General features: G+C 68.3%; 27 protein-coding genes. 5 read left to right on the forward strand and 22 right to left on the reverse strand.

The window, feature by feature from the left end; all coding sequences use genetic code 11:
• Together B3587_RS11245 and B3587_RS11250 are read right to left on the reverse strand one after the other, a co-directional pair.
• Positions 1-1,218, reverse strand: coding sequence for a tyrosine-type recombinase/integrase (locus tag B3587_RS11245; protein ID WP_292728666.1), 1,218 nt, complete (start codon positions 1,216-1,218; stop codon positions 1-3).
• Positions 1,219-1,390: 172 nt separating this feature from the next.
• Positions 1,391-1,594: a helix-turn-helix domain-containing protein gene (locus B3587_RS11250; protein WP_292728668.1), complete on the reverse strand. Its 204-nt coding sequence runs from the start codon at positions 1,592-1,594 to the stop codon at positions 1,391-1,393.
• A gap of 496 nt (positions 1,595-2,090) precedes the next feature.
• Here B3587_RS11250 and B3587_RS11255 point away from each other — a divergent pair, with 496 nt between their 5' ends.
• The 4 genes from B3587_RS11255 (at position 2,091) to B3587_RS11270 (ending at position 4,717) form a co-directional block, all read left to right on the forward strand.
• Positions 2,091-2,315, forward strand: coding sequence for a helix-turn-helix transcriptional regulator (locus tag B3587_RS11255; RefSeq protein WP_102209750.1), 225 nt, complete (start codon positions 2,091-2,093; stop codon positions 2,313-2,315).
• The gene (locus B3587_RS11260; protein WP_292728671.1) at positions 2,315-3,637 is read left to right on the forward strand and encodes a tyrosine-type recombinase/integrase; all 1,323 of its coding nucleotides are present in this window, start codon (positions 2,315-2,317) and stop codon (positions 3,635-3,637) included. The genes B3587_RS11255 and B3587_RS11260 overlap by 1 nt, the downstream gene beginning before the upstream one ends.
• A 77-nt stretch (positions 3,638-3,714) precedes the next feature.
• On the forward strand, positions 3,715-4,071 hold the full coding sequence (locus tag B3587_RS11265; RefSeq protein WP_100810625.1) for a helix-turn-helix domain-containing protein: 357 nt from the start codon (positions 3,715-3,717) through the stop codon (positions 4,069-4,071).
• The gene (locus B3587_RS11270) at positions 4,046-4,717 is read left to right on the forward strand and encodes a hypothetical protein (protein ID WP_292728678.1); all 672 of its coding nucleotides are present in this window, start codon (positions 4,046-4,048) and stop codon (positions 4,715-4,717) included. The genes B3587_RS11265 and B3587_RS11270 overlap by 26 nt, the downstream gene beginning before the upstream one ends.
• Position 4,718: 1 nt before the next feature.
• Here B3587_RS11270 and B3587_RS11275 read toward each other — a convergent pair whose 3' ends face one another.
• The 5 genes from B3587_RS11275 to B3587_RS11295 all read right to left on the reverse strand — a co-directional run bounded on the left by B3587_RS11275 (position 4,719) and on the right by B3587_RS11295 (position 8,372).
• The gene (locus tag B3587_RS11275) at positions 4,719-5,471 is read right to left on the reverse strand and encodes a hypothetical protein (protein WP_292728681.1); all 753 of its coding nucleotides are present in this window, start codon (positions 5,469-5,471) and stop codon (positions 4,719-4,721) included.
• 4 nt (positions 5,472-5,475) lie between these two features.
• Positions 5,476-6,573, reverse strand: a complete 1,098-nt coding sequence (locus tag B3587_RS11280) for a hypothetical protein (RefSeq protein ID WP_292728684.1) — start codon at positions 6,571-6,573, stop codon at positions 5,476-5,478.
• A gap of 71 nt (positions 6,574-6,644) precedes the next feature.
• Complete coding sequence (locus B3587_RS11285; RefSeq protein ID WP_292728687.1) at positions 6,645-7,169, reverse strand: hypothetical protein; 525 nt, start codon at positions 7,167-7,169, stop codon at positions 6,645-6,647.
• Positions 7,170-7,307: 138 nt separating this feature from the next.
• The gene (locus B3587_RS11290) at positions 7,308-7,922 is read right to left on the reverse strand and encodes a hypothetical protein (protein ID WP_292728691.1); all 615 of its coding nucleotides are present in this window, start codon (positions 7,920-7,922) and stop codon (positions 7,308-7,310) included.
• 9 nt (positions 7,923-7,931) lie between these two features.
• Positions 7,932-8,372, reverse strand: a complete 441-nt coding sequence (locus tag B3587_RS11295; RefSeq protein WP_292728693.1) for a single-stranded DNA-binding protein — start codon at positions 8,370-8,372, stop codon at positions 7,932-7,934.
• A gap of 153 nt (positions 8,373-8,525) precedes the next feature.
• Between B3587_RS11295 and B3587_RS11300 the strand changes: the two genes are divergently transcribed.
• Positions 8,526-8,876, forward strand: a complete 351-nt coding sequence (locus B3587_RS11300) for a hypothetical protein (protein WP_292728694.1) — start codon at positions 8,526-8,528, stop codon at positions 8,874-8,876.
• 40 nt (positions 8,877-8,916) lie between these two features.
• Here the strand turns inward: B3587_RS11300 and B3587_RS11305 are convergent, their stop codons facing one another.
• The 15 genes from B3587_RS11305 to B3587_RS11375 form a co-directional block, all read right to left on the reverse strand.
• Positions 8,917-10,728 (reverse strand): type IV secretory system conjugative DNA transfer family protein, encoded by a 1,812-nt coding sequence (locus tag B3587_RS11305; RefSeq protein WP_292728695.1) that lies wholly within the window; start codon positions 10,726-10,728, stop codon positions 8,917-8,919.
• Positions 10,725-11,315 carry a hypothetical protein gene (locus B3587_RS11310; RefSeq protein WP_292728697.1) on the reverse strand — a complete coding sequence of 197 codons (591 nt, stop codon included), beginning with the start codon at positions 11,313-11,315 and terminating at the stop codon, positions 10,725-10,727. The genes B3587_RS11305 and B3587_RS11310 overlap by 4 nt, the downstream gene beginning before the upstream one ends.
• 1 nt (position 11,316) lies before the next feature.
• Complete coding sequence (locus tag B3587_RS11315; protein ID WP_292728699.1) at positions 11,317-12,801, reverse strand: ATP-binding protein; 1,485 nt, start codon at positions 12,799-12,801, stop codon at positions 11,317-11,319.
• Positions 12,798-13,235: a hypothetical protein gene (locus tag B3587_RS11320; protein ID WP_292728701.1), complete on the reverse strand. Its 438-nt coding sequence runs from the start codon at positions 13,233-13,235 to the stop codon at positions 12,798-12,800. Before B3587_RS11320 ends, B3587_RS11315 begins: the two co-directional genes overlap by 4 nt.
• Positions 13,236-13,268: 33 nt before the next feature.
• On the reverse strand, positions 13,269-14,735 hold the full coding sequence (locus B3587_RS11325) for an SCO6880 family protein (protein WP_292728704.1): 1,467 nt from the start codon (positions 14,733-14,735) through the stop codon (positions 13,269-13,271).
• Between the two features lie 3 nt (positions 14,736-14,738).
• Complete coding sequence (locus tag B3587_RS11330; protein WP_292728735.1) at positions 14,739-16,016, reverse strand: conjugal transfer protein TrbL; 1,278 nt, start codon at positions 16,014-16,016, stop codon at positions 14,739-14,741.
• A gap of 30 nt (positions 16,017-16,046) precedes the next feature.
• Positions 16,047-16,316 (reverse strand): DUF6112 family protein, encoded by a 270-nt coding sequence (locus tag B3587_RS11335; RefSeq protein WP_292728707.1) that lies wholly within the window; start codon positions 16,314-16,316, stop codon positions 16,047-16,049.
• Positions 16,317-16,387: 71 nt separating this feature from the next.
• Positions 16,388-16,654 (reverse strand): DUF6112 family protein, encoded by a 267-nt coding sequence (locus B3587_RS11340; protein ID WP_292728710.1) that lies wholly within the window; start codon positions 16,652-16,654, stop codon positions 16,388-16,390.
• A gap of 1 nt (position 16,655) precedes the next feature.
• Entirely contained in the window at positions 16,656-17,825 is a 1,170-nt protein-coding gene (locus B3587_RS11345; protein ID WP_292728713.1) for a M23 family metallopeptidase, read from the reverse strand.
• Between the two features lie 11 nt (positions 17,826-17,836).
• Positions 17,837-18,508, reverse strand: coding sequence for a hypothetical protein (locus B3587_RS11350; protein WP_292728716.1), 672 nt, complete (start codon positions 18,506-18,508; stop codon positions 17,837-17,839).
• Positions 18,508-19,497, reverse strand: coding sequence for a ParB N-terminal domain-containing protein (locus tag B3587_RS11355; RefSeq protein ID WP_292728719.1), 990 nt, complete (start codon positions 19,495-19,497; stop codon positions 18,508-18,510). The genes B3587_RS11350 and B3587_RS11355 overlap by 1 nt, the downstream gene beginning before the upstream one ends.
• A 4-nt stretch (positions 19,498-19,501) precedes the next feature.
• Entirely contained in the window at positions 19,502-20,332 is an 831-nt protein-coding gene (locus B3587_RS11360; protein ID WP_292728722.1) for a hypothetical protein, read from the reverse strand.
• A 7-nt stretch (positions 20,333-20,339) separates the two neighbouring features.
• On the reverse strand, positions 20,340-20,780 hold the full coding sequence (locus B3587_RS11365) for a hypothetical protein (protein ID WP_292728725.1): 441 nt from the start codon (positions 20,778-20,780) through the stop codon (positions 20,340-20,342).
• Positions 20,777-21,418: a DUF2637 domain-containing protein gene (locus B3587_RS11370; protein ID WP_292728729.1), complete on the reverse strand. Its 642-nt coding sequence runs from the start codon at positions 21,416-21,418 to the stop codon at positions 20,777-20,779. Before B3587_RS11370 ends, B3587_RS11365 begins: the two co-directional genes overlap by 4 nt.
• Complete coding sequence (locus B3587_RS11375; RefSeq protein WP_292728732.1) at positions 21,415-22,350, reverse strand: bifunctional DNA primase/polymerase; 936 nt, start codon at positions 22,348-22,350, stop codon at positions 21,415-21,417. The genes B3587_RS11370 and B3587_RS11375 overlap by 4 nt, the downstream gene beginning before the upstream one ends.
• Between the last annotated feature and the right edge of the window lie 235 nt (positions 22,351-22,585).

The raw sequence follows: 22,585 nt of genomic DNA on the forward strand, positions 1-22,585 counted from the left end.
TCAGACTTGATCAACACGGCCTAGGAGCGCCGAAGCTTGCTCGAGCCCGAGGCCGCGGGACACGACCGTTGCGACCGACCGGCGCAGCGTGTGCGGTGTCAGTTGCTCGGAGGTGAGGCCGGTGGTGGCGAGCGCTTCGACAACGGACGTGCGCTTCGAGACGATGTCGAAGTGGAAGCTGATGACGGCCGGGTTGATCCACGGCTCATCGACGCCCCCGGTTTCGACCCGGCGCAGCAGCGGCTGGTCTGGCTCGCGCTCGTCGGGACTGCATTGCTCGAGTGCTGCCCGGAGGGCGCGCATTCCGACGCCGCCTGGTGCGAGGCGAACGATGCGTGACTGCCCGTCTCGCTTGAGCTTGTCCTGGCGCTGCAGCGGCTCGTGGGGGAGATACACGAGGGTGCCGTTGACGCTGGCTGTGCAGTTCTCGAAGTCGACATCACGGTGTCTGAGCGCGAGCGCTTCCGAGATTCGCAGACCGCCGAGTCCGAGGATGATATCGACGGCGAGCTGGGCTTTGCGGCGGTTGGAGTCGCGCACACCCTCCTCTACGTACTCGGCGAATGCGCGGCGGAATGCCTGCACCTGCTCGACGTTGAGGGCCACAGGCGGGCCTTGCTCGGCAGGACGCACAGGTTCGAGTGAATCGAGAGGATTCGCGCTCAGGAGCTCGGCGCGGACGGCATACCGAAAGGCCTGCTTGAGAACCGTCCTCATGGCCTGGAACTCGGACGCCGTCTTGTGCTTCGCGAGGTCGTTCATGACGATCTGCATGCGACGAGGACGAAGCTCGGCGATCTCGAGTGCACCGAACTCGCGCTTCAACCGATTCGCCTTGGTTCGGTAGGCAGCAACGGTCTGCGGGCGGATGTTCCGGCTCTCGACAACCTCGCTGAGCCAGACATCGAGCAACTCGCCGAGCGTCGACGCACCGGAGAGTTCGCCTGGGATAAGTCCGAGTTGGGCTGCGCGCTTTCGCAGGGCGGTCACGGCCTCTTTGGCAGTCGCGCCAGTCGCGCTGATGCGGCGAAGCTTGCCCGCGGTGTCGCGGGTGCTTCCTCTCGCGTGAAAGCGCGACTCGGTCTGCTTGAGGTCGATCTTGCCGAGTTCGCCGACCGCAAGCCTTGGCCTGCCGATGTCTGCGCGACGCGCGGTGGTGATGTTGTTGGACGGGTGGACGTTGGTCTGACCGCGGAGGGCCTCGTTGTCGTTGTTCACATCCCTTCTATGCGCGGCGAGATCCTGAGGTCAGGTCGAACGCAAGTGAGGATTGCGCAGGGGGTCTATTTGGCAACCGGTGCACTTTCCGCACAAGTTCCGATGACAAGCGAGGCCCAACTCCCCGGAGATACCGGGCAGTTGGGCCTCATGGCGTCGTTCGAGAGGTGGGTTACCTCTGCGTCGGGACTGTCGTGCGCTCGGCCAGCCAGTCGACAAGCGCGTCATCGGGGTACCAGACCTGGCGCCCGAACTGGACGAACGGAGGGCCTCCTGCGCGAGCACGCCACGCTTCGAGCGTGCGGGCCGGCACATCCAGGTACTCGGAGAGCTCAACGGTTGACAGCAGACGAGGCAGCTTACTCTGTGTAGTCATAGTCCCTCTATGCGCGAGCATGCGCCGGAGGTGGCGAACTGGTCCGAGTGTGGACTTTCTGTAGCACGCCCGTGGTCGCTGCTTCTCGAGCTGTCCCCGATGCGCGCCAGCAGGGGAAAATGCGGGCCACGTGGCGCGGGAACGACTGAGCCCCGGCCCGACTGGCATCAATCAACAGATACCAGCAGTGGCCGGGGCTCAGGAAGCGGAGGTGACCTCCGGGGTGAAACGAGGGTACGTACTGCTACGTGTAGCTACGCACTCCTACGCATTCGCCCCGTTTGGCTCATACTCCAAAATACAGCTCGGCTTGAGGATCTGAGAACCGGAGGGGGTTCCGCAGGCTCACACTTCCCTGCAAACACAGGGAAGTGCAATGGTGAGCATGAGTGGGGTCGCTGCTGCGGCTGTCCGAGAACCCGTCCGTTTACTCGATTCTTGGCCGTCCTACGGGGTTCGCTGGAGGCCGACGGGTGGTGCCGCCCACCTCATTGGTATGAGCGACGACCGCCCCCGCCTCTGGACTCCGCAGGAGCTTGCCGAGTACACGGGCATCCCGATCAGGACGCTCGCTGACTGGCGGACAGAGCGTGCGCGCAGCCGAGGTCTCGGGTTGCCGTTCGTCGCACTCTCGTCGCACAACGTTCGCTACCGCGATGAGGATGTCGAGGCGTTCATCGCGGGGCGGATCGTGGCCCCGACGGATAGGGCGGGCGACTGATGGCGCGGCCGAAGCGCGCGCTCGGCGAACTCGGCAAAGTGACCTACACCGTCGAGCCTAACGGCCTGGTCATCGCGCGAGCGCGGGTCTATGACGGCAACGGGCAAGAGCGTCGTCCCAGCGGCAGCGGAGCGACCGAGGCTGAGGCTCTGACCGCGTTGCAGGAAGCGGCTGGTGTCGCCGTCGGTCGAGTCCTGGCGCGACGAACACAGCTCATGACCGTCGCCGAGCTGGCGACGACGTGGCTGACGACGGCGTACCACGACGACGATCCGCGGGTGCTGCGCCAGCGCCGCGAGCAGACCGTCGATGGCTACGCCTCGGTGGTGCGCGCGCATGTCATCCCGCGCGCCGGGGCCATCCCCATCGCCGACATCACCGCCGACCGTGCTGATGGGCTGCTTATGGACATCGCACGGGAGAAGTCGGTGACGACCGCGAACAAGGTTCGGAACGTGATGTCGCTCATGTTCGACTGGGCGATCCAGCAGGGACACTTCTCGGCTGCCGGGTCGATCCAGAACACACGGTACGGAGCGGTCGTCGTGGCGAACCCGATCCGTGCGACCAGACGAGCGGACGAGCCGGACACGGTGTACTTCGAACTCGACGCGGTGCAGGTCAAGTACATCCTCCACCTCATCCGCGAGGTGTGGCCCGAGCGGCACCGGAAGCGGTATCCGGTGGGCCGACGGCCCAACTACAAGCTGCTCGCCGACTACATCCTCATCACGCTCGGCACCTCCGAGCGGACAGCAGAACCGATCGCGATCCGGTTCCAGGACGTGCGGTTCGAGGCGGTGGAACAACCGGATGGAAGCCTCACGATGGAGGCGCTCGTCTGGGTGGGCGGGACGATGGTTCGCACCAAGTCCCGCGGCCTGTTTCGCCAGGACTCACCCAAAGCGGAGCGGCAGAAGCGTTGGGTTCGCGTGCCGAAGTTCGCGGCGAAGGTACTGAGCGAACTCGTGGCGAGCCACGTTCCCGATCCCGAACGGAATCCGGACGACGTGCTGTTCACGACCGAGCGCGGCCGTCCGCGCGACCCCAGCGCAGTCGGCGAGTTGCTCAGGATGTTCCGCCGTGAGTTCGAGCCGGAGCTGCTCGCTATCGGGGTCGACGCCGAGCATCTCACCTTCCGCAGCCTCCGCAAGGCGGTCGCTGCGGCGGTATCGGACACGGCTGGCGTCGAGGTCGCACGCGACCTGCTCGGGCACAGCAGTATCGACATCACGGAAGGGCACTACGCGAAGCGTCCCGACCTCATCGTCGAGGTCGCGGCCGACGCGCTCGACGAGGCGTTCGCGGGCATCGACGTATGAACTGTAAGGCTCAAGAAGGGGATGCCGTATGAACACTTGTATTGTCCAGAGTGTGCAGGTGGAGGTAGGATGGGGTCATGACCATGACGAGCTTGACGATCAACCCGGAGGATGTGCGCTCCAGCGCCGGGGCGCGCCCGGCTTGGCTGGAGCAGGTCGCCGCGTATGTGCAGCAGGCGGCAGCCGATGGGGAGACGGTGACGCTGACGGCGAAGCGCCGCATGATGACCCCCGAGCAGGTCGCCGACGCGATGGGCGTGTCTCGTCCTACCATCTCGCGGAAGATCAAGGCGGGGGAGATTCGCGCGGTCAAGGTCGGCAATCGCAATCGCATCCCCTACGAGGAGTTCGAGCGGTACTGGCGCAAGACGATGGGCGACCTCGTGGAGCTGACGCGCGATGAACTCCGTGACGACCTCTTCGGTGATCAGTGAGCTGACGCGCGTTCTCCTGGACGCGAACATCATCGCTAAGCCCGTCACTCGGACTCTGCTGGTCGTCGGCGGGATGCCGAGCGGCTTCCGCGCCTTCTGGAGCCGGGCTGCCGAGCGGGAGGCCCAGGTGCATATGCGCCCGAGGGCTTTGCCGCCGTCGAGTGTCCGGGAGCGATTCGACGTCTTGCTCGGGCCGACCGGCACGGGTGCGGAACATTTCGGAGGCACGAAGGGCGCGGATCGGCAGATCCTTGCCGATGCTGCGGCCGCGGGCGCGCGGTTCCTGGTCACCGAGGACGTGGACGACTACGGGCTGGACGATCTTGCTGGCGTCGGCATCTCGGCGGCGAACCCCGATCTGTTCCTCGCCGCGCGGCTCACCCGCGATGCCTACTCGACGGTGATCGACCTGTTCGTCGAGCGTCAGCTCAACCCGCCGACCACGCCCGCGCAATTCCACGCCGCCATCGCCAAGAACCACCCGCGCCTGTTCGCCGCACACGCGGACCTCTACGAGGTCGAGCCCGAGCAAGGCATCCACGGCGAACCGGAGGTGATCTTTCGCGGTGCGCGCTGCCTGCGTTGCGAGCAGATCATCGCCGACCCCGCCACGATCATCAACGGGCTCGGCCCGGAGTGTCGCTGAGCTACAGCCGCGGGGCGTTGCCCGGCGGCGCGGCAGGGGGCGTCGCGGGGACGAACGGCGCCGCGGGCTCACGACCCGCACCCTCCCGCGACCCGAGGTTCGGTTCGTAGGCGCGCACGGCCTCGACGGTCAGCTCGACCCGCTCGGACTCTGGCGCGGCGGGCTCGCGTGCCGGTTCGTCCTGCATCGCGGCAAGCTGGGACTCGACGCGGGTGAGGTCTTCCTCGGCATCGGCGAGAGCCTGAGTGTGGCGGAACGGCTGGCCGAGTCGCTGCTGGGTGTCGGCGACGGTCTGCTCGGCTTCTTCCAGGTCTTCGCGGGCCTGGTCGAGGAGGGAGGGGATGCCGCTGACACGGTTCTCGATGCGCTGCACGAGCCCGAGCCCGGCGTCCAGGAACGACTCCTTCGGCATCGTGAAGCCCGAGCGGGGCACCTCGGGCAGGGAGACGGTCACATCGAGGGCGGCGAGCCCGGAGCGGGCCTCGACGTGGATGTCGAAGCCGGAGATGCGGCCGATGATCCCGAAGTCCTTGTGCCCGTACCGCGGCAGCCACTTCAGTCCGGAGTCGCCCATCCAAGCGGCGAGGGCGTGGGCGGCTTCGGAGCGGGAGTCGTAGTCGCGCGTGCCGAGCGTGATGCGGAACCTGTCACCGCTCGTGTCGGTCATCCGCGGGGAAGCGGCCTCCAGCCCGCGGATATCCGCGGCGGCGCGCTCGGCGGACGACCGGGCGCGATTGCCGGTGTGGACGAGCATGTCCTCATTGCGCCACGATGCTGCCGTCCCACAGCTCCGGTGCCGACGGGGTGAACGCGACCCGGCGCGCCTGCTGCTCCGCGGTGCGTTCCGTCATCGTCAGGCCCGCCCGCCGCGCCGAGAACACGAGCTGGTCGACGGCGACCGCGAGTTCTGTCTCTAGCTCATCCAGGTCGGTCGTGATGGTGAGCGTGTTCGCGTCGTACATTCCGTGCCCGACACCGACCTCGCCGAGCATCTGCTCGGGGTGCTCATCGAAGTAGCGGTTGATCCGCATCGGCACGCCGTCGATGGGCACCTGCGAGACCGTCTCCCAGGCGTCGTCGCGCATCTGCTCGCCGGGCAGTCGTCGCCGGAAGACGAGCAGGTCGGTGACGACCTCCGTTCCGGCGGCGCGACGGTGTGCCCCGGTGGGAAGGCGGATCGCGCCCACGAGGTCGGCCAGCTCGTTCATCTCGCGCCGAGCGCCGGGGTTCTGCGCGTCCATCGTGAAGTGCGAGGTCAACACCGCGACGAGGCCGCCGGGGCGGGTCAGGCGCAGCGACTTGATGATGAAGTGGTTGTGCATCGACTGCCGGGTGGCGTTGTGCACCGGATCGTGCAACGCGACGCTGCTGAACGGCACGTTGCCGACGGCCGCATCGAAGTGGTTCTCGGGCAGCCGGGTGTCGGCGAAGGACTCCGCGCGCACGGTGGCGTGCGGATACACCGCTGCGGAGATCGCCGCGGTCAGCGGGTCGAGTTCCACCCCGGTCATCTGCGCCGACTCGGGCGCGAGGCCGATGAACGTGCCGGAGCCGGAACCGGGCTCCAGCACCGCGCCGCCGCGGAACCCCAGACCATCCAGCAGCCGCCACACCTGCCGGGCGATCATCGGGTCGGTGTAGTGCGCGTTGATCGTCGTGCGCTCCGCAGCGTCCCACTCGTCGTCGCTCAGCAGCTCGCGCAGCTCGGCGCGCTCGGCATCCCACTCCGGCTTCAGGTCATCGAAGACCTCGGGGATCGCCCCCCAGCTCGACCAGCGGGCGAGGACGCGCTGCCCGTCAGGCGACGTCGGGCGACCCGTCGAGTTCAGATCGTGGATCAGCCGGATGGCCTCCACGTTCGCCCGGTAGCGAGCCTTCGCACCCGAAGGGCCGAGGTCGTTCTGCGAGGCCGGGACGAACCGGGGCGCTACCGCAGCTCGCGGAAGAAGCGGATCGTCGCCGCCTCGGAGAGCGTCGCCTGGTTCGCCCGCATGTACTCCCGCGGGGGCTCCGTCGCCACGAGTTCCAGCAGGAACTCGACGCTGAGCGCCCACTTCTTCGCCAGTTCCTCCATCTCCACGGAGGAGGGCATCGAATCCGGGCAGTCCTGCATCCGCTCCGCCCAGAGGATCAGGTTCTCGTCGGAGGGACGGGTCTGCTCCCATTCCTCCCGCGCCTGATCCAGCGGCAGGCTCGGGTCGGTGATCCACGCCAGTTGCGACATCACGACCTCCTCCGCCTGCTTCCGGGCTGCTGTCAGCCGGGCGACTTTCTGCAAGAAAGTCTCCCCCTGCCGGTCGCTCCCCGCCAGCATTGACGCGAGGTTCGTCACCTGCGTCTGCATCTCCAGGCCCATCGCCTCGAAGAATGCCGCCGGATCGCTCAGCTCTGCCACCCGGCTCGGGGTCGTCGCCTGCCAATGAGACAGCGCCATCTGTCCGTACTTGTTCATCGCCTGCCCCAGCCTCCCGAGCTGTGGTGAGCGCGGCGTCGGCCGCGGGCTCGTCGAGCCCCCACAGATCGAACTCCAGTTGCCCCGGCCAGGGCTTCCGGGATCGCTGCCGCGCCATTCGCAGTCACCGCCCGCGCCCTACTGCTCCGCCGCGAGGCGGGCATAGAACTCGTCCTCGATGGCCTGCCTGCGCGCCACGTCCTCCTTGACGAACTGCGTGAAGTCGGCGTCCCGGTTGGGGATGATCGTCTCCGTGACCGGGGGCAGGTCGTCTTCGCCCGGCCAGACGGCCTGCCGCGTCGGGCGATCCGTGTTGAGCTTCGTCCCGCACGCAGTCACCGCGTCCCGGAGCTGCGGGATGAAAGCCCAGAAGTCTCGCCACCACCCGAAGGGTGCCGAGCCGTGCTGCTTCTTGTCGTAGGCATTCAGGTAGTGCTGGCGCAGCGCCGACAGCGGCCATACCAGCTCCGGGTGCCGGTGCCAGTACGGCGGCACGACATTCACGCTCAGCCCGAACTCGTGGCGCAGCCAGTTCACCCAGGCGTTCAGCTCCAGCCACTCGACCTGTGCTTCGGCCGCGGTCAGGATGTTCCAGTTCACGGGACGCGGCGGCTCGGGCGCATCCTCCGTCTCGGCGTCTGGCTCCTTGGCCGGCCTCGGCGAAGATGTCACCGGCTCCGGCTCCGGTTCTTCGAGCGGGGGCACGTCGAAGTCGGGATCGTCCGGCGGGAACAGCGTCGTCTCGGTGGTCATGACGCGGCCTCACAGCGTCATCGGACGGGGCGACGGCTGCTGGGAAAGGGTCGGGTCGGGCGCTTCGATGGGCGCGCTCTCGACCTGCTGGGACCGCGACCGGCCACGGTCGACGGCGTAGCTCGTGCGGGCGGCATCGGGGCCGATGTGCGTGGCGATGAACTCCTCGCCACTGACCGTCTCACCATTCTTCTCATAGCTGAACTTTTGGACGTGGCCGCTGGCGACGAAGTTGTCGCCGCGCGCGAACTTCTCGTAGGCGTGCTCCGCGCTGCGTCGGAACATCTTGAACGGGTAGAACTTCGTCTCGCCCTGGGTGAACGAGCCGTCCGGGTTGCGCTCGAACTGCTCCTGACCGATCCAGGCGAACAGCCGCGCCTCACCGTCCTCGTTGAAGGACAACTGCGGGTCGCTGGCGAAGAAGCCCCACAGGGATTCTTTGGTTCGCATCGGGATGCTCCTAACTTCTCCTGCCGAGAGAGGATTGCTACCCGATAGGTGCGCAGGCTCGACCGTCCGCGCTCCGGCTACTGTGATGACAGGGCTGAGAGGCGAGCGTCGCCTGGGCAGAGAATGCGAGAGGTAGGTCGTCCAGTGTCGTTCGTGAACCACTCGACCGGCGAAGAGTTCGAGGATGAAGACGAGTACCTGCGTTCGATGAAGCAGGAGGACTCGTACCAGTTCTCATACGACTATGAGTACGTTGCCGACAGATTCGGCGACGGTGATGACGACGTGAAACTGGAGAACGCGAGGCTCAACGTCTCGCTGTCTTGGGACGACTCCTCGGCTCCGGGATACGTCGTCTCGTACACCGTCGATTCGCCGACCCCGATTCCAAACGACTGGACGGGCGACGCTGACCAGATCTTCAATGACTTGTGGCTTGCCGTTACCGCGGACCTGAGTTCCCTTGGTATCGGCTCGGAGCTGCACAAAGACTGGCCGATCTAGCGTCCGCGGTGGACGCCGATCTGGCGGTCACGCGAAGTTGTCAGTCGCCGATGACTGTTGCTTCACCTATCCCTGCGGTCCCCGGCTGCATGACCGACTCGACCTCGGCGCGCTGCGCGAGCAGCGTCTCGGCATCCGGCCGATGGAGCCAGTAACGCATGGTCGTGATGATCGGCGGCGCGGAGCGCAGCAGCACGAGTGAAGTGCCCTGGGGCAGGGTGCGGATGTCTTCGACCTTCATGATCGGGACGCGGCGGATCGAGCGTTGATTCGAGCGCAAGCCGCGCTCGCCGATGGTCACGGAGTCAGTTGTCTCGTCGCGTTCACCGATCAGTGTGGAGATGTCCTGGAGGTGCCGAGTGTCCGTCCCGCCGCCGAGCACGATCTTGGTGATGCTCGCATCCCACATCGCGGTCGCGGCGTCGTCGCCCCAACGACCTCGCGCCTGGGCGAGCGACTGGAACACGGGCATCACCGTGAGCCCGGTGCCGCCACCCTCTGCCATGAGGACCGGGAGCGAAGGCAGAGGCGCGAGGTTCCCGATCTCGTCGAGTGCGAGCAGCACGGGCGGGTCGAGCCGCGCGCCCGGCGAGCGCGCGGCGATGCGCCGGGCCGTCTCCACGAGGTCTTCGATGAACGCCGCGACGAGCGACGAGGATGCCCCGGCTCCGGCTCCTGTCGCAAGCAGGTAAAGCGTGCCGGAGCCGCGCAGGAACGCCTCGGGGTCGAACTGCTCGTCCTCGCTGGGACTGACCGCCTCCAGCACCCGCGGGTCGGCGAGCGAGGCGAGGGAGAGCGAGACGCCCTGCCAGATGGAGTCTCGCGTGCGCGGGTCGGATTGCAGCATCCCGTCGAGCGACTCGGCCCATCCGGTCGCAGCCTGGGGGTGCGAGGCGAGAATGGAGACGGCATCCGCCGCAGCCGCGGGGTCGAGCGTCCAGCGGAACAGCTCGGCGGGCTGCCGATGGTCGAGGGCTGCGGCGTGCAGAAGCGCCTGAAGCGCCGTGCGCGTCTTGCCCTCCCAGAATCCACCGTTCTCGACGGAGGGGCCGGAGAGGCCGGTTCCCGCGGCGAGACCTGTACCGCGGATCATCGCAGTCAGGGGCACCTCGCACCCGCGAATCGGCGACCATCGCAGACCCGCAGGCACGCCCTCGGCGAGATGCTGGGGATCGAACACGGAGACCGGGCCGCGGCGCGCCTGGCGAGCGCGGAGCGTCGCCGTGAGGTTGTCCGGCCGGGTCGAGGTCGTGATGACCGCACCGGGCGCGTCGAGGATGGAGTTGATGACGATGTTCGCGCCCTTCCCGGATCTCGGCGGGCCGATGAGCAGGATCGAGTCCTCCACGGATGTCCAAACGCCCTTGCCGCGCGAGGTGCCAAGGAGGTAGCCGACCTGCTCGGGCTTCGGGTCCGTGAGCGATGGGCGCAGCGTCTTCGCGCGACGCAGAAGGTCGTGTTCGGATGCGGCGCGCTGCACGTCGCGCGCATCGGCGATTCCCTCGATCCGGTTCGGGTCGGCCTTGGTCCGCTTGCCCAGCTCGCGTACCCATCGCCAGATGAACCACGCCGCGGTGCCGATGGCGGCGAGCAGGAGTGCGACGGTGATCCAGTAGGCGACGGGGCTGAGCGACGCGGAGCCGAGTGCCGAGCCGGGGTCGTCGGCGCGGAAGACCACTCCGACTCCCGCTTCGAGACCCGCCGCGGGCTGGGGCGCGCCCGTAACGAACGCAGCGATGCTCCCGGCCAAGCGCAGCGCACCGGCCAGCAGCATCGCACCGATGAGCGTGCCGAGGGCGAGGTTCGTCAGCTCGTCGCCGAACGCCCCGGCTCGCGGTGACGAACTGGTCATGTCGGGTGCCCGACGATGCAGGTGCCGGACACGCGGCCGAGCAGGATGACCTCGTACGTGGGGCTGAGGTCGAGCAGTCCCGGCTCAATCAACGCCCGAGCGGCACCTTCGCGGCCTGCTCCGGTGTGCCGCACGATGACCGCGACGGCGACCTCCTCGCCTGGCACGAAGCCCTCGGCGTTCTGGAGTGCGAGCGGGTGCAGCGGCGCAGCATCGTCAGGTGCAAGGTCGTCATGCTCGACGGAAGCCGGCGGCAGCTCAGCGGGGGACTGGTCGAGGGGTGCAGGGTGCAGTGGAGCGGTCTCGATGTCCGTGTAGACGGTGCCGTCGAGTTCGTGCACCACGACGCGGACGGGGGAGCGGCGCTGCTCGATCACTTCGCCGATGATCTGCGCGAACGAGTGCCGCTGCCACGGCGGAGCGAACGTCGGCGGGCCGAACGGCTCCCCGTCGACCACGACGCGCAGCGTCGCGTTCGCCTGCACGGTCATCGTCACGACCGGCAGTACGGGCGGCACGTTGGCTGAGTCCTCCTGCTCGGCGCTCGCTGAGCGAGCGCGTCGTCGCCGCGAAAGGGTGATGGACATTTCACGCTCCTCTGGCCTTCTGACCTGTCTCGTACATCGCAAGTTCGGCAGGGTGGAGCTGGTGCTGGACGACGAACGAGCGGTTCTTGATCCTCCAGAGCCCCTGCCCGGTGCCGAGACCGGGGAGCAGCCCTTGCTCGGTTCCGGTGAGCCCGAGGGCCTGGGCGGTCGCGCCGAGCTGATCGCTCTCCTGCCGGTAGATCACCCTCGTCTCCGCGTTGGCGAGCAGCGACGAGGCGAGTGCGCGCATCGCCGAGCCCTGGTCGCCTACGTTGTCGAGGTCGCTGAGCTTGTGGAAAATGAGCAGGTTGGCGATGCCGTAGTGCCGCGCGAGCCGCCACTGTGCATCCATCCGGCGCAGCAGCGCCGGATGCGACATGAGCCGCCACGCCTCGTCGTACACGACCCACCTCGGGCCGCCCGCCGGGTCGAGCAGCGCCGATTCCATCCACGCCGACGAACACGTCATGAGCACGGAGATGAGCGTCGAGTTCTCCGCAACCCGCGACAGGTCTAGCGACACCATCGGCAGTGACGGGTCGAAGCGCACGGTGCTCGGGCCGTCGAACAGTCCCGCCAAGTCACCGGCCACGAGTCTACGAAGCGCGTGTCCGACGAGTCGGCCGTCCTCGGCGAGCCTGCCGTCGTCGTTGTCGGCGTTCGGAGCGAGGATGCGGTCGACCACCATCGGAAGGATCGGCACCTCCGCCGAGCGCACCGCATCGGCGAGCGCGATGTCGACGGCTGTGTGCTCCAGTGGGGTGAGGCCGCGGTCGAGGACGGTCTCGGCGAGTGCTCCGATCAGGTCACGTCGTCGGGAGGTGACCTGGCTCTGCCACTCGGCATCGCTGAGGCCCGAGGGTCGATGCCCCTCGTCGAGCGGGTTCAGTCGCGTGGACATCCCGTGCCCGAACATGATCGCCCGCCCGCCCACCGCTTCGGCGACCGCCGTGTGCTCGCCCTTCGGATCGCCGGGGACGTACACCCGGCGACCGAACGGGATGGATCGCGTGTAGAGGCTCTTGGCGAGTGAGGACTTGCCGGAGCCGACGATCCCCGCGAGCACGATGTTCGGCGCGGTGATGATGCCCTGCGCGTAGAGCACCCAGGGGTCGTAGACGAACGAAGCCCCGCTGTAGAGATCCTGGCCGACGAACACGCCAGCAGAGCCGAGCCCGCCCTCGGCGAGGAACGGATACGCCCCTGCCAGCGTCGCGCTTGTGTCCTGGTGGCGTGGCAGCCGGAAACGGCCCGGCGTGCGCAGCGCCGCGGGTCTCGTCTCGCCGGACGGTGGCAGGTAGGTCGTCGCCCGCCTTGCCTCGCGTTCCGCCTCCCATGTCGCCCGCGCCCGCTCCTGCTGGGCCTTGCGGTCGGCGGTCTCGATCTTGCTCGCCGCTCGCCGTCGCGCCTTCCGCGCGGCGCGACGCTCGCCCGCCGGGTCGAGCAGGACCGCGGTGTGCAGGCGCTCGCGGTCGCCGGGGCTCATAGTGATAGTCCTTGCCGGGAGCTGACCGGGGGTGCCTCGAACGGGTCGCGGGAGAACGGGTCCAACTCAGGTCGACTGGCGACAGGTGCCGGGTGCCACGCGATGTAGCTCGAATGCTGCGACGCCTGATCGACGGCGGTCTCGGCTGACTGGACGAGTTCTGCGGCCCTGCGCAGTGCGTTGGCGGCGGCCCAAGCCTCGTCAACCCCGGCCTCGTGGTCGCCGTTGTCGAGGAACGCCTTGTCCTGGTGCAGGACATGCGCCGCCGCGACCTGCTCCAGCACTTGCTCCAGGGAGCGCAGCGTCCCCAGCAGCTCGCCGACCACCTGATAGGTGTCCTCGGGGTCGGCGAAGGTCCGGCTCGCATGAGCGAGCGCCCGCACCGCCTGGCGGGTCTCCGTGGCATCCTGCACGGGGTTGCTGAAGGTTGGCATGGCTACTCCTTCCGGGGTCGAGGGCTGGGTGCGTCACACATCCCGACAGAGCGGGATCGCGGCGACGGCGAATGCGGTGGCCTGCTGGCCGACGAGTCTGCGCGTTTCGCAGGACGCCTGGACCGCGGCTTGCTCGATGGCGGCGACGGCGGCATCCAGCTCATCGACCGTGGGCGCGGAGACGGAGATGAGGCCGGTGTAGCGGAGCACACCGTGCCCCGCGGTGAGGTCGGACTCCTGCTGGAGCACGTCCTGGTACTCAGCCGTGCGCGAGGCGTCCTCGACCTGCCCGATCTTCGCACGTTGGGTCGCGTCGGAGAGCAGGCCGACCTTCTTCTTCCGCAGGTCGCGGGCCGCGATGTCGGCGCGAACTGGCGTGCAGATGAGCGAGAACGACCGCTGCACGCCGGAGGTGAGCAGCAGCGGGGCGAGGAATCCGGGGAACACCTGCGAGCGCGGCCACTCGGAGAGCCAAAGCACGGTGTGGTGCGCGGAGTCGGTGCGCACGCGGTCCCAGCTCTCGGTCATCGCGATCGGCCCCGCGGTGGCGAGGGAACGCCCGATGTCGGCGTGCCGCTCCAGCGCGGGCGCGGCAGCCGGGTCGTAGGCGGAGCGCAGGATGACAGCGACCTCGCCGGGCGCGAGCCAGCCGGTTGTGGCGAGGTCCGCAGCTCGCAGCGCCGTGACGAGCGTGGTCATCTCCTGACGCAGCACGGCGGCAGCTCCACGGATGCCGCCGCCCGCTGAGCGGATCTGTCGTCCCGAGGCGTTCATATCGAGCGCAATCGAGATAGTCGTCGCATGGCGCTCGCCGGTCGGCCCAGCACGCTCGATCAGCTCTCGGTAGGTGGTCGCAGGCCAGGATTCATCGTCGGTGCCGTGCCTGGCCCACCATTCGGCGAGCCCCGTGCCTGAGTCCGGCAGCGTCCGCTCGCAGACCTGGAGCCGGGCGATCCGGCCTGAGCGGCACGCGGTAGCGAGCACCCGACCCCAGCCGTTGATCCGCCGCTCCTGCTCGCCCGGATCGAGCAGCACGAACGCCGGGTGCGTCACCCCCAGCACCGCGGTCAGGGTCTGAGCGTGGGGGTCGTGCACCATCGCCGCGCCCGTCTCGGGATCGACCCATTCGCGTAGCGCGGTCGCATCGCCGGGGAGCGCGAGAGTGCCGACGGGACGCGGCTTGATGACGCGGCGGCGGAAGATCAACTGCCCAGCGGTGCTCCGCCACATCCAGCGCGACACGATGGGCAGCCAGTCCACGAGCTTGCGCCCGCCCACGGGGACGACCGCGAGCAGCAGACAGCTGAGCCAGATCGGGGATGTCCAGACCAGCCCCATGCCACCGCCCGTGTAGATCGTGGCGACGACCGTGACCACGCCGATGCCCAGCACGACCAACTGCGAGATCGACAGTCCGAGCAGGATGCCACGGCGCGCGAGTCGGGAGAACTGCACGGGGGAGAGCTGCTGCTCGGGAGCCGGAGGGTGCCGGGTGGCCATGTTCTACCCCTTCCTCGGCGCCACGGGTATCGGCGGCGTTGATGTCTCTGCGTGCCCGGCTGCTGCGCCGCCGACTGCGGCACCGACTTTCGGCCCAGTCGTCGCTGCGGCTTTGACAACCTGCGCCCCCACGACGGCTGCGGCCGCAGGCCCGGCCGCTGCTGCCCCGGCACCTGCCGCGCCTCCCGAGGCCGCAGCCCCGCCACCAGAAGCGGCCGCCCCGCCACCTGCGCCCGCAGCGCCGCCTGCTGCGCCACTTGCAGCGGGAGCTGTGCTCGGCGCGGGAGGAGTCCCGCCTCTCGCGCCGCTTTGCCCTCCGAGGACGGACTTTGCCGCGTTCGGCTGAGCCTTGACCGGCAGCGGGACGGGTCGGTTGAGCGCCGACTTCGCTTCCTGCTCGCTCGACATCGCGTGGTACATGTCGAAGCCCACGAACGAGATGAACTTGTACGTCAGGTACGGCGCGAACGCGGCGATGAACATCAGCACGACGCCCGAGATCGGGTCACTGATCGAGGCGAGGTCGAGGTCGATGGGCGCGCTGATCTGCCCAATGGCGACGAGGAACACCACGACGATGACGAGCTTCGAGAAGATGAGCGCCACGACAAACGCCGCCCAGCGTCCGAACCAACCCTTCGCGGCATCCCAGGTGAACCCGGCGAGTGCGATGGGCGCGAAGACAATGGCGACCAGCAGCAGCGCCTTACGGATGAGCAGCGTGAACCACACGATGCCCGCACCCGCGATGCCGAGCCCGGCAAGGAAGATCGTGATGATTGCACCGACGCCGGGCGAGGCGATGTTGATCGTCGTCAGCCCAGCGGCGAGCAGGGCCATGCGGTCGCCGATGCCTTCCATCGTGTTGCCAGTCGCCTGCACGATGCCGATGGTGAGCTGATCGGTGACCTCCAACAGGGTCGCGGTGAGGGTGATGGCGACGAACGATCCGAGCACCGACTTGGCGAGCCCCACGCCCGCGCGCGACAGTGCCATCGGATCTCGATGTACGAGCCCGGTGATGAGTTGGAGACAGAAGAAGACGAGCATGACGAAGATCGCCACCCCGAACAGCACGTTGTAGACCGAGACGTACTGGCTTCCTGTGACGTCGACGAGCGTTGTCGAGTCGAACACCGCCCACACGCTCTCGAACAGCCAGGCGGCGGCCTGCCCTATTGCCTGCGCGAGCCAGTCGAACGGCGCGGAGATGAGCGACGCAGTTCCCTCACCCACGGCATCGCACACCGAGGCGATGACGGGCACATCACAGATACTCATCGGCTCAGCCATCTCAACTCGGTCACGGAGTCAGACCGACTGCCCGACGTTCCAAAAGAAGTTCACGAGCGTCACCGACGCACCGCAGATGATCGCCGCGCCGCACGAGACGAGTACGCCGACTTTGCCCCGGCTGGCGAGGTGCGGATTCGAGCTGTTCGCCCCGTAGCCCCAGATCACGGCCGAGATGATGAGTGCGAGGACAGCGAGGATGAGCCCCACCGTCATGGCCGCGCCGACGATGACGCGGAGCTGCTCGATGCCGGGCAACCCGTCGGTATTGGGGTCGATGTCGATCACTGTGTGCTCCTTCAGTAGGCGAGGGGACGACTTACCCGGTAGGTGCACACGCTGTCCCGATTGGGCTGGCGTCAGATGCTCGCGCCGACTCCGAGCAGGAAGTTGACCCAGGTGACGCCGAGGCCGGCCAGTGCGGCAGTTCCGACGGAGACGAGGAATCCGGTGCGCGCGCGGACAGCCGAAGTGATGTTGCCGTTCGCCGATGAGATCGCCCACACTGCGGCGCAGATGACGAGCATGAGCACGGCGAGGATGAGCACGATGGTCAGCAGCGCGCCAACGATGGCGCGCAGTTCTGCCTGACCGCCGACGGCTCCGAAGTCGGGGAATATGTCCATGTCATGCGGCTATCTGTGCTGAGCAGAGCGCCGCGGTGCTTGCGGCATCGAGGTTCTGCACTCCGTGGGCGGCAAGCCACGGCTCGGCATCGACGGCCGCAGCGTTCGACCCGCCTGGCCGGATCTCGAAATGCAGGTGGGCTCCGGTCGACCTGCCCGCCGAACCGACGTTGCCGATGTGCTGCCCAGCAACGACGCGATCCCCGACGCTGACGAGGACGCCGCTCTGCCACATGTGGGCGTAGGCGGAGGCGATGCGCTCGCCGCCGATGGTGTGCTCGATGATGATGAGGTTGCCGTAGCCACCCGACGGCCCGGCGAAGCTGACCACGCCATCGGCGAGCGCGAGGATCGGCGTGCCGTCGTCGGCAGCCCAGTCCGTTCCTGAGTGGAACGCTCGCTCACCAGTGAAGGGGTCTTCGCGCCACCCGAAGTCGCTGGTGTTCACCCACGTCCCGCTCGGCAGTGGGAAGACGATGGCAGTCGTCTCGGGTACGTTGCCGAGCGGTGTACCGCCCGGCGTGGTTTCGGCGCGGCGCGTGAGTGCAGCGAGGATCGCCTCGGCGACCGGCTGGTAGTTCTGGTAGCGGTCGGGATATGCCGAGACCTCGACCGCTTTCGCTGCCTCGCCAGGGTCGAGGTGCTGCCAGTCGGGTATGTCGAGCAGTCCGCGCGGTGATGGGTAGTTCGGCCCGCTCGAACCTCCGTAGAAGGCGCGCGATTGGTAGGTTGCGTTCATCAGCTCTGCGACGGTGCCCCATCCTGCGCTCGGCCGCATTTGGAATAGACCAAGAGAGTCGTGATCGCTGCCCTCTCCGTCGTTCGGGAAATCGCTCGACGCTGGTATCGCAGCCGAGTTTGCGAGCATCCGTAGCCGCGACTCGGTGAGTGCGGCCATGAGCGCGATGACGATGCCAGCGCGACCAACGCCCTCGGTCTGTGCGCCGACCGTGATGATGGTGGCTGCATGGGTTAGCTGCTCGTGGTTGAGGGTCACGGTCTCGCCCGCGCGCGTCGTGGCTGTGAGCGACTCCGGGATCGGCCCGACAACGAGCGAGCTTGACGAGAGACATGCGGCGAATACAGCGGGCGACACGAGCAGACCCACGCCGACCAGGCTCATGGGGAGCACTGCGACGAGGGTGGCGATGACCACAACGAACTTCTTCATGCGGGTGCCGATCAACGCAGGGGGTTGTCAAGCTCGGAGATGCGAAGCGCGCGGCAGGTATCGAAGGTCGGCTCGCAGGTGATGAAGACGGTGAACGCGACCTCGTGGGAGCTGGTCACGGGCTCGGTGCCGTGGATGCCCTCACGTTGTCGTATCCCGGTGATCGTGTAGGCGACGGTGCCCGGAAGGATCTGTCCCTCGGCTGCCTGCTCCAGCGCCGTCGCCCACTCGTCCGGCACGAACACGTTGTTGATGTCGAGCCATTGGCGGGTCTGCATCGTGCGGAGCTGCGCCCAGGCGTCCGCGGTCGGGAGAGAGGTGCGCACGTCAGAGGCGAGCCCGGCGGTCTCATTGCCGGAGGGGTCGCCCACATCCACGATGACCTGCGCGTAGTCGGTCGGCCCGAACTCAGTCGCGGTGTCCCATGTGAACAGCGCGATGGCGAGGGCCCGCGCGAACGTCTCGGGGTCGTCGGACTCCCGGACGACGGGCGGCGTGCTCGATGTCGGCGACGGCGTGCTGGTCGACGCGCCGGGAGGATCGCCCGCGGTGTTTCCGGGCGAGGGGTCGGAGCGAGGCGCGAGCAACAGCCCGTAGAGCCCGACTCCGACGAGGACGGCGAGCACGGCGGCACCGACGATCAGGAGGATCATGAGGCGACGGGGGAAGCGAGTCTGCGGCATCAGGCACTCTCCTTGGCGAGACGTTGGCGGGCGGCGCGGGCGGCTCGGGCCGCGTCGAAGAAGCGGACGGTGGCGTCGAGGATCGTCTCGACGTGCTCCCACTGTTCGTCGCTCAGTGCGGTGCCGACCTCGGCGGGGTCGTAGTGCGACCACCACTGATCGAGGTCGTTCCAGGTGAGCGTGAACGCCCGCACCGGGTAGCGAACAGGCACGGGGCTTGTCGCTGGCGCGGGAGCCGGGCCGCGCTTGCGTCCTTGCTTCGCGCGCTCCAGCGCCTCTTGAGCGAGCAGCTCCAGCTCGCCGGGCGGCTCGGGCTCATCCTGCGGGATCGCGAGCATGGCGATGGTGCGGGCGTGCGCCGTGGTGATCGACGCGCCCAGGTCGATGGCGTCGAGTTCGGAGCGGGCGAAGTTGCGCACATCCTCCGGCTGGCGGGGGTCGTTCGCGATCCGCTGGAGATCGTTGATCTGCTCCAGGCTCGTGTACGACTTGCGCCCGGTGACCATGAGCGCGGCCTGCGCACGGGACTTGCCAGGGGCACCGATCAGCGGTGGTGCCGTGACGGCACCACCGCTCGTTCCGGCGATTTTCCCGCCCGCACCGAACTGCGTCGCCGACTGACGACGGGCGGCATCCTCGGCCATGAGCGTCTTCAGCTCGCGGTACAGCGCCGCGGCCTCGGTCTGCGTGAACGGCTTGTGCAGTACGTTGTCGGCCTGCTCAGCCATGAGCCTCTGGAGCCGGTCGCTGATCCCGGAGCGCACGAACACGTTGACCTTCTTGTAGCCGAGCTTGCGCAGCGCGGCAATGCGGCGAGCGCCGCACACGAGCACCCCCTCCGGCGTCACGGTCGGGGGCTGGAGCAGTCCGTCACGTTCGATGGATGCTGCGAGTGCGTCGATGTCGCCCAGCTCCACGCGATGACGGCTGCCGACGATAATGGAGTCGATGGTGCGCTCCAGCTCGATGTGCCCGGTGCTCGCCGCCATGCGCTCACCTCGCCCCCGCCGGAGTGGGCGCGTTCAGGCCGAGCAGCAGCACGAGGTCGTCATCGGTGAGCAGCGCGCGCAGGGGTTCGCCGACAAGAAGGCGGTACAGCACGCCGCGGCCGACGGCGGTGCGGGCCTGATCGGGATCGGGGTTGCCGAGGATCGCACGGAGCAGCGCGTTCCAGCTCGTCGACGACAGATCGAGCACGGCCCGAGCGTGTGGGTCTCGCCGAAGCGACTCCGCTGCGCTCGCCCGCGACGGCGCTTCGCCGAGTCGAGTGCAGATGTGCTCGATGGCCGCGCGCGCCGTCTGCTCCGGCCAGTCGAGCAGCGTCAGTAGCTTGATCGCGTCCTCGACTGCACGGACGACGCCAGATGCCTCGTCGTCCGAATCGTTCTCGTCCTCACCCGCGGGCGCGACCTGCAACGCTTCGTGGTAGTCGGTGAGCGGGTTCTCCCGGTCGCTGAACCGCTCCGGGTCGTGGAAACCGCTGTATTGCGGCCTGCGTGCCTGATGCGGCGAGCACAGCAGTCCGTTGCCTCGTTCCTCGGCGATCAGTGTGACCTGCACGGCCCGGGTGACGACTGACCACGGATCTTCCGCGTTGCGCACGGCCGGGGTGCGCATCGCGTCGAACGCGGCGCTCGCCGCCTCCCACGGGTCGAGGCCGTGCTTTCGCGCGAGGCTCGCGTACCGACCCGCCGTGTACTCCATGAGCGCCGCGACATCCACGTCGCGCCGCCACGCGCCTTTCCCATCGTCGTGCAGACGCTCCAGGAGCGCGCGCAGTCCCTCCGGGGTGCAGAACGACGTGGGAGCGGCCTGGGCAGACATGGCGCGCTCACAGGCGGCGGAGCGGGTCGCGGCTGACAGAGGACTGGTGCGCGGGCGACTGCCCGAACGCGGAGAGCGGCGCGATGCCCTGGGCACGCGCCCGGATGCCTGGCCGGGTCACCGGAGTTACCTGCGGCGAGGTCTGCCGACGCTCCTCGACGCGGCGTGCCAGCTCGGTGCGCAGGTCGATGCCGCGTCCGATCATGCGGGCCGAGGCGGACGGGAGCAACTCGGTCGGGCGCACCCACACCACCTGGCTGCGGTCGTGCTCTGCGCTCAGGCGCTTCAGGAGTGGGTGGCCGCCGCGCCACGTCTGTGCGGCGAGCCACGGGTCGGTGTGGCGCGCCAGCTCCGAGATCTCAGCAGCCTCGCTCGGAGTCGGCTTCAGCGTGTGGAGGACATCGGCAAGCCGACGGGCGTGCTCGTCTTCCGGCAGCTCATCGTTCACAGCGCCCCTCCTTCCGATGCAGAGGCGAGCGCGGGCGTCGCCAGCCAACGGCCGACCGTGGACGGATGCACCCCGGTCGCACGAGCGATGGCGGTGTTCGTCATGCCGTCCTCCTTCATCCGCAGAGCGAGTTCTCTAGGAGCAAGGTGCGCAGGCGCTTCCGGCGACAGGTACTCGACCGCGCTCGACACCAACTCGGCCGTCTGCGTCGGCGGCTCTCCACGGAACCGTCGAGTGAGCACCACCGTCAGGTGCGTGATCGCCAGTAGCACGAGCGGCGGAACTGCGGCGACCGATCCCGCGAGCGCAGAAGGAACGTCGGCGTCAGCGGTGACGACCGCGTGGATCGCGTTGGCTGCGACCGAGACCGCGGCACCGGCCATGAGCAGCAGCCACGGATACCAGGCGGCACGCTGCCCCGCGAGCGCGACGACGGATACCGTGGCGACGACGATGATGCCGTCCACGATGAGCGGCCACGCCCACGCCTGGCTCTCATCGACGCCGGAGCGTCGCGCGAGGTCGGCGAGCGCCGTGAACGACAGCCAGAAGGCGGCCGCGGCGATGAATACGGTCCCAGCTACCGCCGTCCACACGGCGATCCGCCCGCGCGGCTGTTGCGTGCTGCCGGGGATCACGAGAGCACCTGACCCGATGAAGGCTGAGCTGCATGGCTGGGCACGGAACTGGCGGCGGGCGCGGACGGTGCGCCCCTCGCTACGCGGTGCGCCGAGCGGATCGTCGTCTCGATCTCCGGCGCGGGCAAGCCTGCGCGCTCGGCAGCCGGCCCCAGCGCGGCACGCACGCGGTCGGGCGGGATGCCCGCCTCGATGAGTCGACACGAGGCCCAGAACAGGCCGCGGTTGCGCTCGCCCTCGCCGCGCATCTCGACCCAGCGGGCGATCCGCTCCACGTCAACGCCGTCCGTTCGCTCGACAGGCATGACGGGCATCGGGCGCGCAGGTCGCGGATCGAGGAACTGCCGCAGCGCGCGGGCATCGACGGGAACCGCGTCGCCTCGCCCGGAGCCGATGAGGGCATACGCACTCGGGCCCGCATCGGTGGCGATGATCGAGGGCGGCACGATGACGTAGCCGCCCGATCCCCGAAAGTCGATGCCAGCACGCGCCACCTGCCAGGACGGCTGCACCAGCTCGGGGTCGGCCGGGTAGTAGGCATGGACTCCGCCCGAGGGCGTGCGGATGAACGCGGCCCAGCGATCCGTCAGCCCCTCGCGCCGGGCCAGCTCGAACGCTGCGAAGCCGCGGATCACCCCGTGCACGTCGACATCCACGACCTCCAGCCCGGAGATCTGGCCCGTCGGCATCCCGATGTTGGCGCGCGGCCACCGCGCCCACCAGCGAGCGACCTGGCGCGGCTCGGTGCTCGCCTCGTGGAATCCCCGCTTGGTCAGCGGGCGCTTGCCTCCTGCGACGCAAGGAAAGACCGGGATGCCTGCCTCGGCGTAGCGACACGCTGCGGCGCTCGGCGACAGCCCGGTGAGCGAGGCGAGCAGGGCGGCGGCATTCATCGGCTGGCGCTCTCCGCGCGAGGCTTCCGGCATCGTCATCTCGGCACCTCCTCTGGCCTGGTCGTGAGCCGTGGGGCTCTTGTCGATCAGGTGCGCCGGGGTTCCCAAGAGACGGTCGCCGTCCGACGGGCAACGCTGTCAGGCTGCGGGGTCGCGCTGTGCTCATGGAATCGTCTCCTCCCGCTCCGCGTTGAGCACGCTCAAATCTCCCGAGATTCCGTTCTAACACCGCACGTTGAGCATGCGCAACGGCGCCTTGCCTCACGTCAAGATG

The organism is Microbacterium sp. UBA837 (assembly GCF_002296025.1).
Classification (GTDB): Bacteria; Actinomycetota; Actinomycetes; order Actinomycetales; family Microbacteriaceae; genus Microbacterium.

Excerpts from the sequence above, each read along its gene's own strand:
- B3587_RS11250 (WP_292728668.1), bottom strand. The coding sequence starts at position 1,594 with ATGACTACACAGAGTAAGCTGCCTCGTCTGCTGTCAACCGTTGAGCTC.
- B3587_RS11255 (WP_102209750.1), top strand. The coding sequence starts at position 2,091 with ATGAGCGACGACCGCCCCCGCCTCTGGACTCCGCAGGAGCTTGCCGAG.
- B3587_RS11260 (WP_292728671.1), top strand. The coding sequence starts at position 2,315 with ATGGCGCGGCCGAAGCGCGCGCTCGGCGAACTCGGCAAAGTGACCTAC.
- B3587_RS11265 (WP_100810625.1), top strand. The coding sequence starts at position 3,715 with ATGACCATGACGAGCTTGACGATCAACCCGGAGGATGTGCGCTCCAGC.
- B3587_RS11275 (WP_292728681.1), bottom strand. The coding sequence starts at position 5,471 with ATGCTCGTCCACACCGGCAATCGCGCCCGGTCGTCCGCCGAGCGCGCC.
- B3587_RS11285 (WP_292728687.1), bottom strand. The coding sequence starts at position 7,169 with ATGAACAAGTACGGACAGATGGCGCTGTCTCATTGGCAGGCGACGACC.
- B3587_RS11290 (WP_292728691.1), bottom strand. The coding sequence starts at position 7,922 with ATGACCACCGAGACGACGCTGTTCCCGCCGGACGATCCCGACTTCGAC.
- B3587_RS11295 (WP_292728693.1), bottom strand. The coding sequence starts at position 8,372 with ATGCGAACCAAAGAATCCCTGTGGGGCTTCTTCGCCAGCGACCCGCAG.
- B3587_RS11305 (WP_292728695.1), bottom strand. The coding sequence starts at position 10,728 with ATGACCAGTTCGTCACCGCGAGCCGGGGCGTTCGGCGACGAGCTGACG.
- B3587_RS11310 (WP_292728697.1), bottom strand. The coding sequence starts at position 11,315 with ATGTCCATCACCCTTTCGCGGCGACGACGCGCTCGCTCAGCGAGCGCC.
- B3587_RS11315 (WP_292728699.1), bottom strand. The coding sequence starts at position 12,801 with ATGAGCCCCGGCGACCGCGAGCGCCTGCACACCGCGGTCCTGCTCGAC.
- B3587_RS11320 (WP_292728701.1), bottom strand. The coding sequence starts at position 13,235 with ATGCCAACCTTCAGCAACCCCGTGCAGGATGCCACGGAGACCCGCCAG.
- B3587_RS11325 (WP_292728704.1), bottom strand. The coding sequence starts at position 14,735 with ATGGCCACCCGGCACCCTCCGGCTCCCGAGCAGCAGCTCTCCCCCGTG.
- B3587_RS11330 (WP_292728735.1), bottom strand. The coding sequence starts at position 16,016 with ATGAGTATCTGTGATGTGCCCGTCATCGCCTCGGTGTGCGATGCCGTG.
- B3587_RS11340 (WP_292728710.1), bottom strand. The coding sequence starts at position 16,654 with ATGGACATATTCCCCGACTTCGGAGCCGTCGGCGGTCAGGCAGAACTG.
- B3587_RS11345 (WP_292728713.1), bottom strand. The coding sequence starts at position 17,825 with ATGAAGAAGTTCGTTGTGGTCATCGCCACCCTCGTCGCAGTGCTCCCC.
- B3587_RS11350 (WP_292728716.1), bottom strand. The coding sequence starts at position 18,508 with ATGCCGCAGACTCGCTTCCCCCGTCGCCTCATGATCCTCCTGATCGTC.
- B3587_RS11355 (WP_292728719.1), bottom strand. The coding sequence starts at position 19,497 with ATGGCGGCGAGCACCGGGCACATCGAGCTGGAGCGCACCATCGACTCC.
- B3587_RS11360 (WP_292728722.1), bottom strand. The coding sequence starts at position 20,332 with ATGTCTGCCCAGGCCGCTCCCACGTCGTTCTGCACCCCGGAGGGACTG.
- B3587_RS11375 (WP_292728732.1), bottom strand. The coding sequence starts at position 22,350 with ATGACGATGCCGGAAGCCTCGCGCGGAGAGCGCCAGCCGATGAATGCC.